Source organism: Caballeronia udeis, assembly GCF_044909315.1.
Lineage (GTDB): Bacteria > Pseudomonadota > Gammaproteobacteria > Burkholderiales > Burkholderiaceae > Caballeronia > Caballeronia udeis_A.
In genome coordinates, this window is sequence record NZ_JBIYEB010000047.1 from 15,120 (window position 1) to 30,928 (window position 15,809).

At 61.8% G+C, this 15,809-nt stretch carries 14 protein-coding genes; 3 read left to right on the forward strand and 11 right to left on the reverse strand.

Annotation, left to right across the window (positions count from 1 at the left end; genetic code table 11):
- Positions 1 to 36 precede the first annotated feature (36 nt).
- The 6 genes from ABH944_RS41340 to ABH944_RS41365 all read right to left on the reverse strand — a co-directional run bounded on the left by ABH944_RS41340 (position 37) and on the right by ABH944_RS41365 (position 6,807).
- A complete protein-coding gene (locus tag ABH944_RS41340; protein WP_404614655.1) occupies positions 37 to 843 on the reverse strand; it encodes an ABC transporter permease in 807 nt (268 codons plus the stop codon).
- Positions 840 to 1,724, reverse strand: a complete 885-nt coding sequence (locus ABH944_RS41345; RefSeq protein ID WP_404614657.1) for an ABC transporter permease — start codon at positions 1,722 to 1,724, stop codon at positions 840 to 842. Before ABH944_RS41345 ends, ABH944_RS41340 begins: the two co-directional genes overlap by 4 nt.
- Positions 1,725 to 2,885 (reverse strand): ABC transporter ATP-binding protein, encoded by a 1,161-nt coding sequence (locus ABH944_RS41350; RefSeq protein ID WP_404614659.1) that lies wholly within the window; start codon positions 2,883 to 2,885, stop codon positions 1,725 to 1,727. It abuts the gene before it with no gap.
- Between the two features lie 36 nt (positions 2,886 to 2,921).
- Positions 2,922 to 4,247 carry an NAD(P)/FAD-dependent oxidoreductase gene (locus tag ABH944_RS41355; protein ID WP_404614661.1) on the reverse strand — a complete coding sequence of 442 codons (1,326 nt, stop codon included), beginning with the start codon at positions 4,245 to 4,247 and terminating at the stop codon, positions 2,922 to 2,924.
- Between the two features lie 242 nt (positions 4,248 to 4,489).
- Positions 4,490 to 5,917 (reverse strand): aminotransferase, encoded by a 1,428-nt coding sequence (locus tag ABH944_RS41360; RefSeq protein ID WP_404614663.1) that lies wholly within the window; start codon positions 5,915 to 5,917, stop codon positions 4,490 to 4,492.
- Complete coding sequence (locus tag ABH944_RS41365) at positions 5,914 to 6,807, reverse strand: aldo/keto reductase (protein WP_404614665.1); 894 nt, start codon at positions 6,805 to 6,807, stop codon at positions 5,914 to 5,916. The genes ABH944_RS41360 and ABH944_RS41365 overlap by 4 nt, the downstream gene beginning before the upstream one ends.
- A gap of 172 nt (positions 6,808 to 6,979) precedes the next feature.
- On the opposite strand from ABH944_RS41365, the gene ABH944_RS41370 reads away from it, so the two are divergent.
- Both ABH944_RS41370 and ABH944_RS41375 read left to right on the forward strand, forming a co-directional pair.
- Positions 6,980 to 7,711 carry an IclR family transcriptional regulator gene (locus ABH944_RS41370; protein WP_404614667.1) on the forward strand — a complete coding sequence of 244 codons (732 nt, stop codon included), beginning with the start codon at positions 6,980 to 6,982 and terminating at the stop codon, positions 7,709 to 7,711.
- A 105-nt stretch (positions 7,712 to 7,816) separates the two neighbouring features.
- Entirely contained in the window at positions 7,817 to 8,491 is a 675-nt protein-coding gene (locus ABH944_RS41375) for an HAD family hydrolase (protein ID WP_404614669.1), read from the forward strand.
- A 103-nt stretch (positions 8,492 to 8,594) separates the two neighbouring features.
- On the opposite strand, the gene ABH944_RS41380 is transcribed toward ABH944_RS41375, so the two are convergent.
- Positions 8,595 to 9,050, reverse strand: a complete 456-nt coding sequence (locus ABH944_RS41380) for a Fur family transcriptional regulator (RefSeq protein WP_404614671.1) — start codon at positions 9,048 to 9,050, stop codon at positions 8,595 to 8,597.
- A 388-nt stretch (positions 9,051 to 9,438) separates the two neighbouring features.
- Between ABH944_RS41380 and ABH944_RS41385 the strand changes: the two genes are divergently transcribed.
- On the forward strand, positions 9,439 to 9,684 hold the full coding sequence (locus tag ABH944_RS41385; protein ID WP_404614673.1) for a DUF4148 domain-containing protein: 246 nt from the start codon (positions 9,439 to 9,441) through the stop codon (positions 9,682 to 9,684).
- 162 nt (positions 9,685 to 9,846) lie between these two features.
- Here the strand turns inward: ABH944_RS41385 and ABH944_RS41390 are convergent, their stop codons facing one another.
- The 4 genes from ABH944_RS41390 to ABH944_RS41405 all read right to left on the reverse strand — a co-directional run bounded on the left by ABH944_RS41390 (position 9,847) and on the right by ABH944_RS41405 (position 15,687).
- Positions 9,847 to 11,250 (reverse strand): methyl-accepting chemotaxis protein, encoded by a 1,404-nt coding sequence (locus ABH944_RS41390; protein WP_404614675.1) that lies wholly within the window; start codon positions 11,248 to 11,250, stop codon positions 9,847 to 9,849.
- 207 nt (positions 11,251 to 11,457) lie between these two features.
- On the reverse strand, positions 11,458 to 12,117 hold the full coding sequence (locus ABH944_RS41395) for a glutathione S-transferase family protein (RefSeq protein WP_404614677.1): 660 nt from the start codon (positions 12,115 to 12,117) through the stop codon (positions 11,458 to 11,460).
- 176 nt (positions 12,118 to 12,293) lie between these two features.
- The gene (locus tag ABH944_RS41400; protein ID WP_404614679.1) at positions 12,294 to 14,444 is read right to left on the reverse strand and encodes a tetratricopeptide repeat protein; all 2,151 of its coding nucleotides are present in this window, start codon (positions 14,442 to 14,444) and stop codon (positions 12,294 to 12,296) included.
- Positions 14,445 to 14,871: 427 nt separating this feature from the next.
- On the reverse strand, positions 14,872 to 15,687 hold the full coding sequence (locus tag ABH944_RS41405; protein WP_404614681.1) for an SDR family NAD(P)-dependent oxidoreductase: 816 nt from the start codon (positions 15,685 to 15,687) through the stop codon (positions 14,872 to 14,874).
- Positions 15,688 to 15,809: the final 122 nt, after the last annotated feature.

A 15,809-nucleotide genomic window follows, 5' to 3' on the forward strand; every position in this document is an offset into this window, starting at 1 on the left:
GCGGTAGCAAACGGGTAGCAAACGGTAAAAGATGATTCATGCGTTGAGTGCGCGCAGTCCATAGGTGCGCTCGACCACCAGCAGCAAGCCGACGGCAATCAGCATCTGGACTGTGCTGATTGCGGCAATTGCCGGATCGAGCTGGTTCTGCAGGTACGACAGCATCACGACCGGCAGCGTGGTGACGTTAGCGGTCCCGAAAAAGTATGAGACCGGCAGGTTGTCAAGCGAGATCAGCACCGCGAACAGCGCACCTGCGAATACACCCGGGCTGATAAGCGGCAGCGTCACGAAATAAAACCGCTGCAGACGGTTCGCGCCGAGCACGGCGGCTGCCTCCTCGAAATTGATGCCGACGTTGCGATAGACCGCGAGCACGGTCCGCATCACATACGGCACTGAGATCACCGTATGCGCGATCAGGAGCGCGGCGAACGACACACCCATACCAAGGCTCGAGAGAAAATAGAGCAGCGAAAAGCCGATCACCAGGGCGGGAATCGCGACCGGCGCAAGCAGGAAGGTGGTCAGCGCCGCTGCGATAGCGCTTCGACTGCGGCCGAGCGCAATGGCGGCAGGCACTGCCAGCAGGATCGCGACAAACGCCGAACTGAGCGCAAGATAGACGCTTGTCATCAGCGAATCAATGAACGGGCGGTATTCAATCAGCCGCCTGTACCAGCGCAACGACATCCCGTGATAAGGCACGGTAATCGCGTTGCCTGCCGTGAACGACACCGCCACGACCACGACAATTGGCGCAATGAGGAATGTGAAGAACAGCAGGTTATAGAGCGTCAGCGGCACACGCGCCACGCTCGTCCTGCGCAGCAACGCGATCATGTCCGTACTCCCCGGCCACTGGCAAACCGCTGCTGCAGGAAGAGGCAAACCAGCACGATGAAAAGCAGCAGGTTACCCATTGCCGCAGCAAAGCCGACGTCCTGCGTCAGGCTGAATTGCTGGAAGATCAGCACGGGCAACGTCACCACCCGGCCGCCGCCTAGCAGCAGCATGGTGACGAAACTGCCGTTGGTCAGCATGAACACGAGAATGCACCCGGTCACAATGCCTTCAATGCTCAACGGCAGCGTCACGTTGAGAAAGGTGCGTACCGCGCCGGCGCCAAGAATGCGTGCGGATTCTTCGAGCCGCCGGTCCACGCCCTGCAACACGGGCGCAATCGACAACACCATGAACGGCACCATCACATGGACCAGCCCCATATACACCGAGCCCGCGCCATTCAGCACGTTCAACGGCCGGTCGATCAGGTGTAGCCCCTGAAGGATCTCGTTGACCATGCCGTGGCGCGCAAACAGGATGCTCCAGCCGAAGGTGCGCATGATGATCGACGTGAGCAGCGGCGCGACGAGCAGGAACAGCAGCACCGGACCAAAGCGGCCCGCGCGGCGCACCAGGAAGTAAGCCACGGGGTACCCCACGACCGCGCAGATCGCCGTGGTGATAAAACTGACCTTCAGCGTATTGCCAATTACACCCATGTAATAAGGATCACTGATCAGCTTCGCATAGAACCGGAAGCTGAAAGCCGCTCCGTCATGCGCGGGTGCCACGCTGCGAAACACGTTTTCAAGCAATGGCGCGAGAAAAAACACACCGAGGAAGATAAGCGCGGGCAGATAGAGGAGGCTCGGGCGCACCCGCCGTTTCGCGATCTTGGTCTCGATCCGCTGCGATGCAATGGTGTCGGCAGTCTGCATTTACGCCGCCTTCGCCAGAGCCGGGCCAGTGTCGGCCTCCAGCAACACGGCGTTCTCGGCATCGAAGGAGGCGACCACGTGCGCGCCCGCGGGACGTGCACCGCCGCCCGAAGACGACGTCGCCATTTCATAGGCGTAAACCGGCAGGCCAAGGGCCGCGACCTCAACCCGGTAGGCATGGTGCGCACCACGAAACACATGCTGCACGATACGTCCGTCGAAACGGACATGATGTGATTGCGGCGCGTCGAGCGCGACTTTCTCGGGGCGGATTGCAAACTCCGCCCGCTCGCCGGAGAGCCTGACATCGCGCAGCGGCACGACCACTTCCGCCGTGCTCCCGTGCGGCCGGAGCTTCACGGCCTGCGCATGCCGTGCGATCACATCACATTCGATCACGTTCGCCGTGCCCAGGAACTCTGCGACGAAACGCGTGCGTGGCTGTTCATAAACATCGCGCGGACTGCCTGTCTGCAGGATCCGCCCGCGATCCATCACGACCACGCGGTCACTCATGGTCAGCGCTTCCTCCTGGTCGTGGGTCACCATCACGCTTGTGATGCCCAGCTCGCTTTGTATCTGGCGAAGCTCGAACTGCATGCCTTCGCGCAGGTTCTTGTCGAGCGCGCCGAGCGGTTCGTCGAGAAGCAGCACTGCCGGATTGGTGATCAACGCACGCGCCAGGGCAATACGCTGCTGCTGGCCGCCCGACAGTTGCGCGATGTTGCGTGCCTCGATGCCAGGCAGCCGGATCGTGTCCAGCATCCTCTTCACCCGCGCAGCAATCTCGCCCTTCGGCGTGCCCGCCATGCGCAACCCGAAGCCGATGTTCGCGCCCACGCTGAGGTGCGGAAACAGGCTGTAGTTCTGGAACACCATACCGAGGCCGCGCTTGTCCGGCGGCAGGCCGGTGACGTCGCGGCCGCCGATATTCACGGTTCCGGTATCGGGCTGATCGAATCCGGCGATCAGCCGCAGCGTGGTCGTCTTGCCGCAACCCGATGGTCCGAGCAACGCAAGCAGTTCGCCCGGGTGAACATCCAGCGTCATCGTCTCGAGCGCGGTCACCGCGCCAAAACGCTTGCTGACGCCGTCAAGAAGCAAACGCTCCGAACGCTCGACGCTGGTTTGCGAAGGTGATCTGGTTGCTGTTGCCATCATGGAAGGTCCCGGTTGAGAGCGCGCCGCTCAGGCGTGCTACCTGCGTTTGTCGATGACATCGCGGATCTGGTAATAGCTCCCAAGCGCCGGCATGAACCACGGCTTGCCGCGATACAGCGGGTGCGTGAGCATCGGCGTGCCATAGGCGCTGCTCTCGGGTGCTTGCCCTTCAAGGATCAGGCGCGCGATCTTGTAGCCGAGGTAAGTCATCATCACCACACCGCTGCCATTGCAGCCGAGCGCGTAGTGGATGCCGTCGGCGGTACGGCCCAGGTGCGGCAGGAAGTCGAGCGTGAGCGCCACCGTGCCGCCCCAGCTATAAGACACCTTGACGTCGGCCATCTGCGGAAAACGCTCGACCATTTGCGCGTGCAGGATTGCGCCCGACTGGCGCCGGTCGAGGTGATAAAAGCGCGCGCGGCCGCCGAAGAGGAAGCGCTTGCCGTCAGGCGAATAGCGGTAGTAATTGACGACGCGGCGCGTCTCCGAGATACCGCGACGCTTCGGTATCAACGAAGCCTGCAGGTCGGCGGGCAACTCTTCGGTCGCGATCTGATGCGACACGACCGGCACCACGCGGCGCTTCAGGTCCGGCATCGATTCGCCCGTATAACCGTTGGTGCAAATCACCACGTGCCGGCTCGCGAGCGTCCCTCGCGCGGTCTCGACGCGATACCTCGCTCCGGAGCGCGTCACGCTCTTGACCGGGGCCTTGCTGCAAACCGCGGCGCCCGCGCCGCGCGCGGCGGCGAGCAGTCCGGCGAACATCATCGACGGGTGCACTTGTCCCGCCCGCTCGAGCAGCACGCCGCCCGCGTAAATGCCGCTCGCCAGCTCGCTGCGCAGTTCGTCGCGAGAGAGGATCCTGGCGCCCGCCGACGCGTACGCGTTCAGGTTCACGATGCGCTTCTCCCACGCGGCCAGGTGCGCATCGGTCCACATCGCATTGATGCGGCCGGCCTTCAAATAAGCGCATTCGATTGCGTTGTCCCTGAGGATGCTTTCGAACACGCCGTAGGAAGCGGCAGCTTCGCGCAGGAGCGCTTGCTGGCGTTGTTCGGATACAGAATTGCCCAGTTTCTTGCCCGAGGGCGCCTTGCCCACGTTCACGCCTCCCGACACCTGTCCGCCGCTGAGCGTGCTCGCGCCAATGCCGGGCACGTCAGCCTCGAGCACAGCCACGCTCAGGCCATGCTTTGCGAATTCGAGCGCGCACGACAGCCCCGCATAACCCGCGCCGACAATCGCCACGTCGACGTCACGCGGCACCTCGGACATCAGGTCGTCGTGTGGACGCCAGTCTTTCCACCAGTACGGGGTGTCGGTGAAATCGGAGGAAAACACTTGGCTGCGCGTCCACACGGTGAGGTCCTTGATAGGTCTGGACTTTTCCGTGCTACATTGTGGCACGGTGTTCCATAAACTTGTTGAGGTGCAAAGTATCACGCACATTTATCGTGTGCAAGCGGTCACAGAAATGGGGTGAGTGGTCTGTGCCTTATGCGGCAGACAATCGGAAACACCGCCCTCGCCAGGGTCGGCGGCGGTGAATGATAGGACTACGACACACTGAAATCCTGTCGCTTCAGTGGGTTAAAGATGCATCAACCGGCCACGGGTAGATCCTCGCTCGCCGCATCCAACGCCTGCCGCGTAATACCAACAATCTCATCGATATCCGCTCGCGTGGCGACCAGCGGCGGCGCAAATCCGATGATGTCGTTAATACCAAGCGGACGAACGATCAGGCCACGCGCAAGCGCCGCCTGCGCAACCCGGTTGCTGACCTTGAGCGCGGGCGCAAACGGTGTGCGTTCGGTCTTGTCGGCCATCAGTTCGAGTGCGGCAAGCATCCCCTCGCCTCGTACATTACCGACGAGCGGGTGATCGTCGAATGCCGCATGCAGGCTCGCCTGCAAATACGCGCCGACGTCAGCGGCATGACGCGTCAGGTGCTCGCGCTCGAGGATGTCCAGGTTCGTCAGCGCTACGGCGGCGCACACCGGATGGCCCGAGTAAGTCCAGCCGTGACTCATTGCACCTTGCTCGCGCGAGCCGCGTTCGATCACGTCCCATACCCGCTCGCCGACAATCACCGCGGACAGCGGCAGGTACCCGCTTGTAAGTCCCTTCGCGACCGAAACCAGGTCCGGTTCAATACCGTAATGCGCGGAACCGTTGCGCGAACCAAGACGCCCGAAACCGCAGACGACTTCATCGGCGACGAACAGGATGTCGTACCGCTTCAGTACGGCCTGGATGGCCGGCCAGTAGCCGGCCGGTGGCGGCAGGATGCCGCCCGAGCCCATGACCGGTTCGCCGAAGAATGCGGCGATCGTATCTGCCCCTTCGGTTGTTATCAGGCGTTCAAGCTGCTCGACGCAATTCGCCACGAACGCGCTTTCGCTCTCGCCGCTACGGGCGTCGCGATAGAAGTCAGGACACGCCGTATGCAGCACCTGCGGGATGGGCAGATCGAATGCCGCGTGGAACTTCGCTTGCCCCGTGAGGCTGCCGGTTGCAATACCCGAACCGTGATAGCTGCGGTGTCTCGCGATGATCTTCTTCTTGCGCGGCCGCCCGAGCACATTGTTGTAATACCAGACCAGCTTGATCTGCGTCTCGTTGGCATCCGAGCCGGACATGCCATAGAACACCTTCTTCATTCCCGGCGGTGACCAGTCCTCGATCAGACGTTGCGACAGCTCGACGGCCGGGTCGTTCGAGAAGCCTGCATACGTGTGATAGAACGACAGCTTGCGGCTCTGGGCCGCCATCGCCTCGGCCATCTCTTCGCGTCCGTAACCAATGTTCACGCAATACAGCCCGGCGAATGCATCGATGTAGGAACGGCCCGCATGATCTTCTATGCGAATGCCCGACGCCCGTCTCATCAGGCGCCCTTCCAGTTCGCCGGAAGCATGGTGCGACGCATGCGTCCCGGGATGCATGAAGTGGCGCCGGTCGGTCGCAAGGATCGCATCGCTCAACGAGACGGATGCCGGGTTCATGAAGGTATCGATCGGGTTCATGGCTGCGCTGCGGGTAAAGGGTTATGCAAGGCGTCAGGGGTGTCCCACTCCGGATGCCACGCCGGCTTGCTCACGCGGCCATCGGCGCGGGCAAGCGCGCCGATGCGCGCCATCGACGCGGCATCGAGTTCGAAATCGAATACCGCGAGGTTCTCCCCGATACGCACCGGATTCGATGACTTCGGCACCGCCGCGACCCCGGGCTGCTGGATCAGCCAGCGCAAGATGATCTGCGCAGGTTGCTTGCCATGCAAACGCGCCATGTCTGCAATGACCGGGTCCGCAAGCAGCTTGCCGCTGCCAAGCGGCGAGTGCGAGATCAGGGCCATGCCATGCCGCGAACAGGCAGCGAGCAGCTTGGCCTGATCGAGATACGGATGGTATTCACACTGGTTCGCGACCAGCGGCAACGGCGAGAGCGCCACGGCACGATCGAGGAGCGCCACGGGAAAATTCGATACGCCGATATGACGCGTCAGGCCGCGGCGTTGCGCATCGTTGAGCGCGCCGATCGTTTCTTCCAGCGACACGTCGGGGTTGGGCCAGTGCACGAGCAGCAGGTCGACGTGATCGAGTCCCAGCCGCGCGACGCTCGCTTCTGCCGCGCGCCGGAAGTCGGCCGCGCGCAACTCGGTATGCCAGACTTTCGTGGTGACAAACACCTCGTCGCGCGGCACGCCGCACACGGAGAGCGCCTGGCCGACCGCCTGCTCGTTTTCATAGCGGGCGGCCGTGTCGATATGCCGGTATCCGGCGTCGAGGGCCGCGCGCACGGCACGGACGCCTTCATCGTGAGTGGATTGCCAGGTGCCCAGTCCAATCCGGGGGATCAGGGCGCCGTTAGCGGCCACGACCTGCGCGAGCGCAGGCGCGTTAAGAGGGAATGTCATCGCAAGATTGTTTTGGGGATTCCGAGATTTTTAATCCCGTGCCATAATGCGGCACGCCATTCCATATTTAATGGGTACAAAGTAACACGCGCTTTTTTGCGGTGCAAGCGGACGAAGCGGGCGCCGCTACGGGTGCGTGTTTCCCTGCGGCCTCGAATCACGGGAGGAGTGCATGAAGAGTTTGTTGAAGAGCCTGGAGATACTGGAAGCGGTATCGCAAAACCAGCCGGTCAGCGTGGGCGTACTGGCGCGTTTGCTGGACATGCCGAAATCCAGCGTCCAGCGGGTGCTGCTGACCTTTCTCGAAGCCGGCTGGCTGCGTCAGACCGGGGGTGACGTGACGCGCTGGGAAGTGGGCGCGCGGATCCTCGGCGTGCGGCCTGCCGCGCTTCGCGGTGGCGCACTGTATGCCGCCGCGCGCGAGCCGATGCGCGAGCTGCGCGAGTTGACCAACGAGACCGTTCACCTGTCGATTCCGGACAGCACCAAGTCGATGGTGCTGATCGATCGCGCCGATTGCACGCAGACGGTGCGCACCTTCAGTCCTATCGGCGACCTCAGCCCGTTCCACGCGACCGCCACCGGCCTCGCCGTGCTCGCGTACATGAGTGAGGCCGAGGTGGATGAGATCCTGGGTCGCGACCTGCCGAAATTCAGCGAGACCACCCCGTGCGACCCCGCCGAGATACGGCTCGAACTGGAACGCATCCGGCAGCGCGGATATTCGATCAACCTGTCGCAGTATCGACGCGCGGTGTGCGCCATCGGCGCCGCGATCATCGATTCCGACGGCGCTCCGGTCGGCAGCATCTGCATCTCCATGCCGGAGTCCCGCTACGAACCCAAGCGCCTTGACGAGTGGGGAAAAGCGGTTGCAAAGGCAGCGGCGGCTATCAGCGTTTAGGGCCGCTACAGGCGCGACGCGCGTGCCGCATCAGTGACAACATTCAGGCGTACGCTGTCGTAAGGTTGATCACGCCGACCGAACCCACCGCCAAAGGATCTCATCATGCGAATCGAAACGTCATTCCTGTTCGACCTCGACGGAACGCTGGTCGACAGCGTGTACCAGCACGTTCTTGCGTGGAAGGAAGCACTCGATGCGGAAGGCATCGACCTGTCGGTATGGCGCATTCATCGCAAGATCGGCATGAGCGGTGGGCTCTTCACGAACCAGTTGCTGCGCGAGACGCACGGGGAAATCAGTCCGGAGCTCGTGGAGCGTTTGCGGCGCTCTCACGCGGACGCTTATCAGCAGCTGCGGGCGCAGGTTTGCCCGTTGCCCGGCGCACGCGAATTACTTGCCGCGCTTACCGAGGCGGGCACGCGCTGGGCTATCGCGACGAGCGGCCGGATGGAAACGGCGGCCGTCAATCTGGAAGCGCTCGGGGTGGATCCGGCGAAGACCGTGGTCGTGACACGCGACGACGTGAAGTACGCGAAACCTGACCCGGATCTCTTCATTGCAGCGGCGTCGCGTCTGGGCGTATCGATTGAACATACCGTGGTGGTAGGCGACAGCATCTGGGACATGCTCGCTGCGCGACGCTGCCGCTCGCTGGGTGTGGGTTTGCTATCGGGCGGATACGGAATGGATGAACTGGAGCGTGCCGGCGCGTTGCGCGTGTACGAAGACCCGGCGGACTTGCTGCTGCACCTGGATGAAGTTGCCGCGAGACCTTGAGGGCCGACGTTGCAAAGACCTTCGTGTGCCTCGCTTTTGCAACGCTTAACCGCTGCGGTAACCGACGAAGACCCCTGTCGATCAGGCGGAGGCGTTGAACGCCTTATTGTTCCCCTGAATTGCCAGTGGACCCGGGTGCGAAAGCGCGGCATTTGACGCAGTATCCGTGGAGCACCAGTTGCCGTCCGACGACTAAAAAGCCCAGACGCTCCCCCACTTCCTTCTGCCGCGCGTCGAATAGCGGATCGTGGAACTCCTCGATCTGACCGCAACTCACACAGATGGCATGGTCGTGATCGGGGGTATTGTCCAGCTCGTACACAATCCTGGTCGAGTGCAACGTGCCGCTGCGCAGGATTTTCGCTTCAACTAACTGCTGGAGCACGCGATAGATGCTCCCGAAGCTGATGTGGAGATTCTCGTCCGCGACCTGCCTGCAAACATCCTCTGCGGTGAAATGCCTTTGCTTTTGATCGAGAAAAAAAGACAACACCTTCATTCGCGGCACCGTTGCCCGCAACCCCACCCTTCGCAATTCCTCTGCAACATCAACAGACATTGTCAGACCCTCATCGCACGGCCAGGGGGAATCCGGGCTGTACGAATCGAGAGGCCGCGTTTGATCAGATCGGCGTGTATTTGAGTTGGCATTGAATTGGGCTGTCCAGACCGGCGTGTTCCGACCCCGGACTTTAGCGATCCGTTGCTTAAGGATTGCTTAAGCGCCCTGCTGGAAAACAACTTGTTGACCGTCGTCGATTCAAATCACCCAACACGTAATCAGCGTTCGATGACTCATGAAACCGGTTCTAAATAAAACTTCATGAATGCAGCGTCCTCCGGATAGTGGCTAGTCATTAGCCTGCATGAACCGGACAACAACGACTGTTCGTCGCAAGTCCGGTAACTCGCTGACCCTTCGCTAAACCTCGTTCCAGGAGAACACCATGAAGATCTCGATGATCACCCTCGCCTTTGCAGGATTGCTGACCACCGGTTCCGCATTCGCTGCACAAACCGCGCCGCCGACGCAGGCTGCCCAGACTACCGTCCAGAGCGCCGGCCAATGGGTTCCGCCGTATGGACAGGCCGTCGCGCCGAAAACCCGGGCGCAGGTTTATCAGGAGCTGGTGCATGCAGAGCAGGATGGTCAGCTTGACTATCTGAACTCCACACTTTATTCGCATGGCTAAGCATCTGGATGTGACTCTCACGCGGTCTTGCCGGACCGGCGAGGGTCATCGGGTCTATACATTCCGGTGAGTTGATAGCGCACTTTCGCGCAGCGCTTTGTACGGGTAAGCAGGTTGATGAACGCCCCGAAGAGCAATGCGCGCCGATCAATCAATTGCCTGTCAAACGCTATAAGCAAGTCGCAATCCGCCCCAATGGCGACCTTCAACCATGATCGGCGCGGACACGTCTTTCATCAGCGCATATTCCCCGGCGCCCATATCACGCCGATACGTCTGCAGCAAAAACGGCTTGGTGTGAGACCCTGAAGCCAGGCCGGTCCGGTCGTTGAAGATGCGCCGGTTACGCGAATGAGCGGCGTTCCAGGCAGGATCGGACCCTTGCGATTGCGAGAACTTCTTGTTGTGCGTGGGCAAGTAGCCTTTGGTGTCGACGGCGGCACAGAACACCACGCGCTTGTCCAGCGCCAGCAAGGGTTCCTGGATTTCCGGCAGGATGCGGTCGGCAAGCTGGATATAGCGGGTAGTAAATTGCTCCGGATTGGTGCCGGCAATCGGGTGATAGGCATGATCGAAAAGATCAACCGCCGAGATCTCGCCGCGCGATATGGCGTGCTCGAATGCCCGGCCGATCTTTTGCGCGGCCGTCATGACCGCCTCTATGAACGGCGTATCAGGCGTGTCTATGCCCGCTTCCGCCGTCAGCTCGATCAAGGTTTCGGACACGCCTAGCAGCTTGCTCAACTGGTCGCGTGCCTTCGTGAAACTGCCGCTTGACTGCTCGACTCCCGTGACCATCTCGGACACCTGTGAGGCGAGCCCACTGCATTGCTGGTCGATCGTTTCAGTCTGCAAAGCGATCTGCTCGGCTTCAACACTCAGCTCGGTGATCGCTTTCCCCGTCGCCGACACAACCTCGCCGATCGCATGCGTCCCCTCCTTGACTCGCTGCGCGCGTACGGCACTGGCGGAACCTTCGGCCATCAGCAGGTCGGCCTGACCCGACAACCTGGTGAGTGTCGTCCCTATCTCCGACGTGGCCTGGGCGGTCTTGGCGGACAGCGCCTTGACTTCCGCGGCGACCACGGCAAAGCTCTTGCCGGATTCCCCCGCGCGGGCCGCTTCTATCGCGGCATTCAAGGCCAGCAAATTGGTCTGGCGTGCGATGACCGAAATTTCTTCGGAGATCTTGCTGACATCGCTCAATGACTCTCGCAAGGTCTCGATCTCGGCCGCCATCACCGAAACGCTGTCCACCAGGTTATGAATCTCCGCCAGCGACACCCTGACGGTCTCCTGGGACTGGCTGACATCGGACGCTGCCTGGTCAGCGACAACACGCATCTGACGCGCCGCCGCGGCAATCCGCTGGTTGCCTTCCATGGTCGACATCGCGGAGTGCTGCAAAGCGTGGCACAAATCCGTCTGGCGCGTCGCGCGGGCCGCCACTTCCTCCACGTGTCCCGAGACATCGCAGATCTCGATGCCCAGCTTGCCCGCATGCTCGGCGATCTTCGCGACCGCCGTCAGCGTGCGCCCGCGTTGCCCGAATCCGAAACCCGTCATCCCTTGTCCCCCGGTATTTTAATTTGCGTGGAATTCCCCGGCGGCTTCTCGACATGCCGGGTCCGCGAATTCCGCGTGACGTCCTCCGGTATAACGTCCGGTTGCAGGGAAAACTAAAGGGAACGAAGGGAATGGATGCGATACATCGGGTTTGCCCTATCCCGCTGAAACGGGCACGCTGCCGAGGCAGCCCTCGGCCCCCGTGACTCAATCCCGATCGGGTGCTCCCAACGGAAACAGCGGCCGGTACGGACGCGCCTCGTCCACCGCCCGCGCGAATGACGGACGCGCCAGCAGTCGTTGCCGGTACGCAATCACGTGCGGGAACGACGCTTCAATGCGATGCGTCCAGTCCGCATAAAACAGGAACGGCGCGGCGCCGCAGTCGGCCAGGCTGAAGTGATCGCCCGCGGCCCATTCACGGTCGGCCATGACGTTATCGAGCCAGCCGTAGGCGGTGTCGAGCATAGCGCGTGCGTCGGCAACACCTCGCGGGTCCCGTTCCGTTTGCGGCCGCAAGCTGTCGCCCACGATCTTCTGCTGCGGGGTCGAGATGTAGTTGTCGAAGAAACGGTCCATGAGGCGCACTTCGATTGCGCTGCGGGCATCTTCAGGCAGCAGCCGCACGGGGCCCGGATGATACAGCCCGAGGTGCTCGATGATGATGCTCGCCTCCATGACGGTACGGCCCGCATCCACGAGCACGGGGAAGCGTTTCATGGGCCAGAGCGCCGTCAGTTCCTCCATCACCTGCGGGTTTTCATGCGACAACGCGCGCCATTCGAATGGGATGCCGTTCTCGTACAGCGCGACCAGGACCTTCTGGCAGTACGACGAAAAAGGATGGGCGTAGAGTTTCAATGTCATCGGATCACCTCGGGTTGAGAAAGGCATATTGCCTGATAGCGGCGCCGGGATGGCTGCTTTCCCTAACGACGAACGGCGCAGCCGGCAATCGACATCCCTCCTCAAGCTTTGCAAGAACTCTGCCACGGTGAGCGGTTTTCTTTACAAAACCGTTTCGGAAGCGGGAGGTGTCCGCTTCATCCTGCCGGCGAATGACTCCGGCTTGAAAACGCCGCGATACAGGCACGCCGCACCCGCTCGACAGCCGTGGACCAGTTCTCGTCGGCGGTTTGCCGGAACAGGCGCAGCGTATGTGGATACCACGGTGAATCTTCACGCTCGCGCATCCAGCGCCAGTCAATATCTTCCCGTGGCAGCAACACCCAGCACGGCGTGCCCAGCGACCCGGCAATGTGTGCCGCGGAGGTATCGACGCAAATCACCAGATCGAGCTCGCCGATAACCGCAGCGGTATCGGCGAAATCGTTCAGGTCCGTCCCGAGGTGCAGCAGCGGTTGACCCGCCGGCGGCGACTGGCCCTCTTCTTCTCCCTGCCCCTTTTGCAGGCTCACGAAGCTGACACCCGGTACGCTCCATAGAGGTGCAAGTGTCGCCAGCGACGGCAGCGACCGGTTTGCGTCGTTGTGATGCTTTGGATTACCTTTCCAGACCAGCCCGATCTTCGGGCTGGACGGAAGCGCCGCCAGCCGCATACGCCAGTAATCGACGAGCAAGGAGTCGGGTGTCAGACGGATCGCACCGGGAACCGCATCCATGGTCGTGCGCAGATGCAGCGGCGCGCTCATCGGGCTCGTCCAGTAATCGTACCTGGGCGCCCGGACCAGCGCGGTCTCGTGGTCGAGGACCGCATCGACGCCCTCTACAGCCGCGAATAGCCGATGCAGCGCAGGCGCGCAGGCAAACGCAATATGCACCGCGCCCTGCGCCTTGAGCAGGGGGAAGTAGCGGCCGAACTGGATCATGTCGCCAAGGCCGTCTTCTTGCCAGACCAGCAGCGACTTGCCCGCCAGCGCTTCACCCCGCCACCGGGGGCAAGGCAGCAAGGACTGCGTCTGATGATGGATAAATTGTGGCTGGTCATAACGGGAATCGTAAAACTGCCATCCCTCTTCGAATTCGCCCATGCTGAGCAGCAAGGTTGCAAGGCTGACTTTCGCGTCGTGATAGCCGGCGCGAATCGCGAGTGCTCGCCGGAAAGCGGCCTCGGCATCGCTCAGGTAGCCGAGTTCCTTCAGGACGTTGCCAAGGTTGTGATGACCCTCGGCGAGCTCGGGGCGCAGGGCCAGCGCCTGCCGGTAAGACACAACGGCCTCACGCGAGCGACGCAGCGCCCAGAGCACGTTGCCCAGGTTGTTATGGGCTTCGACAATCTCCGGACTGATCAACAGCGCTTGCCGGTAGGCAATCTCCGCCTCGGGCAGCCGGCAGAGTGTGTGCAGGACGATGCCCAGGTTGTAATGAGCTTCCGCATAGTCGGAGCGGAAAGCGAGCGCCTGCCGGTAAGACGCCTCGGCTTCGGGAAGGCGGTCGAGCGCTCCCATCAAGGCACCCAGGTTAAGGTGAGCTTCAGCGTAATCAGGGCGGATAGACAGTGCCATCCGGCAAGCAAGCTCCGCTTCGGGGAGACGCCCCAGCTCCTTGAGCACGTTCGCGAGATTGTTCAGCGCCTCGGCGTATTGAGGCTTGAGGACCAGCGCCTGCCGGTACGCCGCCTCGGCTTCCGGCAGGCGGCCAAGCTCCTTCAGCACGTTGCCCAGGTTGTTGTAAGCCCCTGAATCGGGAGACAGCAGCAGCGCCTGCCTGTAGGCGCTTTCCGCTTCGTCCAGACGACGCAGGTCATAGAGCACGATGCCGAGGTTGTAGTGGGCCTGTGTGTAATTCGCGCGAAGCGCAAGCGCATACCGGTACGCCGCCTCGGCGTCATGCAGACGTCCAAGGTCGTAGAGCACGGTGCCCAGGTTGTTGCTGGCCTCTGCAAGGTCCGGGCGGATGCTCAGCAGTTGCCGGTAGAGGGACTCGGCCTCCGGCAGGCAGCCGAGTCCCTTCAACAGCATGCCGAGATTGTTGTAGGCATCGACGAAATCGGGCCGGATCTCAATCGCCTGCCGCCAATACGCTTGCGCGTCTTCCAGTTGGCCCAGGCCTAGCGAGCAGACCGCCGCCAAATTCAAGGCCTCCGCCAGCGCGCTTCCCGTCAAGACCGCATGCGGTTCGAGCATCGGCCTGACTATCGACAACGCTTGCGCGTACTGCCCGGCCAGACATAGCGAAGCTGCCGACTGATGCCAGTCCGAAATGGAAGGCGCGTGCGTGGGGACAGAGGTCATGGATAGGTATTCGAAGCCAGGGTCAGCGGTTTCTGGTCAGGGTGCGATCACCTCGCTCCACGCGGCATGGAATCGATGAGCCGTGGTTCAAACGCCCGACGAAAAGGGGGAAACGCTCATCACGAAGGTTACGATAGTTGCTATCGGCGTGACGGCTGGAAATGAGCGCATTGCTGCACGCTATTCGGAGGATGGAGACGCCAAGGTGCGCTTGGACAGTCTTAGGGAGCTGGCGCAATGATGCCTGGTCCGCGATGGAAAGCGGAAAGGCCTTGATGAAACGCAACTGCCGTAATCAGGAATCAGCCCGGCTAGTCAAAGCTTACAAATACGCTTAAGGATTTTTAAACTCGGCCCAATACCGACGCGTTCCCTTTAAGCACGGATGAAGGGACTGCGCCGGCATTGGGCCGCTCACTACACTCGCTTAGCGCTGCGTCCCGCTCGTCACGCCATAACGCGCCGCCGGAAGCCGATGTGAAAGGTTAGGCACCAACGCATGGCGAGCTGCCTCGAACGCATTCCAGTCAGCCGCTTCCGGCAAGGAGGGAATCGTGACCAGCTCGCCCTGGTCGAGGCCGGCGAGCGCTGCGTCCACCATGTTTTGCGACGTCATCACGATACCTTCCGGCAGATAGCTCACCGGCGTGCCCGCGATGTCCCAGAACTCCGTGCTGGTTGCGCCCGGCAACACGGCCTGGACCCGCACGCCCTTGGCTCCCAGTTCATGGTGCAGCGACTGGCTGAACGCGAGCACATACGCCTTGCTGCCGCCATACACGCCGTTCAGCGTCTCGGGCGACACCGCGACAATCGACGAAATGTTCACGATCGTTCCACCGCCACGCGCGACAAAACCGGGTACGACCGCCTTCGTCAAATGCGTGAGCGCGACGACATTAAGCGTGATCATCGCGTCCATCTTGTCGATGTCCGAGTCCACGAGCGGGGCAGTCGCGCCCACGCCGGCATTGTTCACGAGCATCGTGATGCTGGAATCGTTGCGCAGCACGTCTTCGACCTTTCGTACGCCCTCGGGCGTGCCCAGGTCCGCGACGACCACCTCGAAATTCCGTCCGGTGGACGTGGTCAGCATGCTTGCGAGTGCGTTGAGGCGGTCGCGATTGCGTGCCACCAGGATGACGTCATAACCGCGTTCGGCGAGCCGCTTCGCGTAGTCCGCGCCAATGCCGCTTGATGCACCCGTCACGACGGCCGTGCCTTTGTTCGCTACATTGCTCATTTCCGTTCTCCAGTTTTTCAAGTGTTCCGGCAGAGGCGCCGGTGTGTGAACGGAATACTAGAAGTGTGCGATCATGTCCTCAATGACATAGATACAACTTTTTAGGACATCGGCCGGAACTC

Coding starts and splice junctions, on each gene's coding strand:
- ABH944_RS41400 (WP_404614679.1), bottom strand. CDS start 14,444: ATGACCTCTGTCCCCACGCACGCGCCTTCCATTTCGGACTGGCATCAG.
- ABH944_RS41370 (WP_404614667.1), top strand. CDS start 6,980: ATGAAGAGTTTGTTGAAGAGCCTGGAGATACTGGAAGCGGTATCGCAA.
- ABH944_RS41385 (WP_404614673.1), top strand. CDS start 9,439: ATGAAGATCTCGATGATCACCCTCGCCTTTGCAGGATTGCTGACCACC.
- ABH944_RS41350 (WP_404614659.1), bottom strand. CDS start 2,885: ATGATGGCAACAGCAACCAGATCACCTTCGCAAACCAGCGTCGAGCGT.
- ABH944_RS41340 (WP_404614655.1), bottom strand. CDS start 843: ATGATCGCGTTGCTGCGCAGGACGAGCGTGGCGCGTGTGCCGCTGACG.
- ABH944_RS41345 (WP_404614657.1), bottom strand. CDS start 1,724: ATGCAGACTGCCGACACCATTGCATCGCAGCGGATCGAGACCAAGATC.
- ABH944_RS41375 (WP_404614669.1), top strand. CDS start 7,817: ATGCGAATCGAAACGTCATTCCTGTTCGACCTCGACGGAACGCTGGTC.
- ABH944_RS41405 (WP_404614681.1), bottom strand. CDS start 15,687: ATGAGCAATGTAGCGAACAAAGGCACGGCCGTCGTGACGGGTGCATCA.
- ABH944_RS41365 (WP_404614665.1), bottom strand. CDS start 6,807: ATGACATTCCCTCTTAACGCGCCTGCGCTCGCGCAGGTCGTGGCCGCT.
- ABH944_RS41380 (WP_404614671.1), bottom strand. CDS start 9,050: ATGTCTGTTGATGTTGCAGAGGAATTGCGAAGGGTGGGGTTGCGGGCA.
- ABH944_RS41360 (WP_404614663.1), bottom strand. CDS start 5,917: ATGAACCCGATCGATACCTTCATGAACCCGGCATCCGTCTCGTTGAGC.
- ABH944_RS41390 (WP_404614675.1), bottom strand. CDS start 11,250: ATGACGGGTTTCGGATTCGGGCAACGCGGGCGCACGCTGACGGCGGTC.
- ABH944_RS41395 (WP_404614677.1), bottom strand. CDS start 12,117: ATGACATTGAAACTCTACGCCCATCCTTTTTCGTCGTACTGCCAGAAG.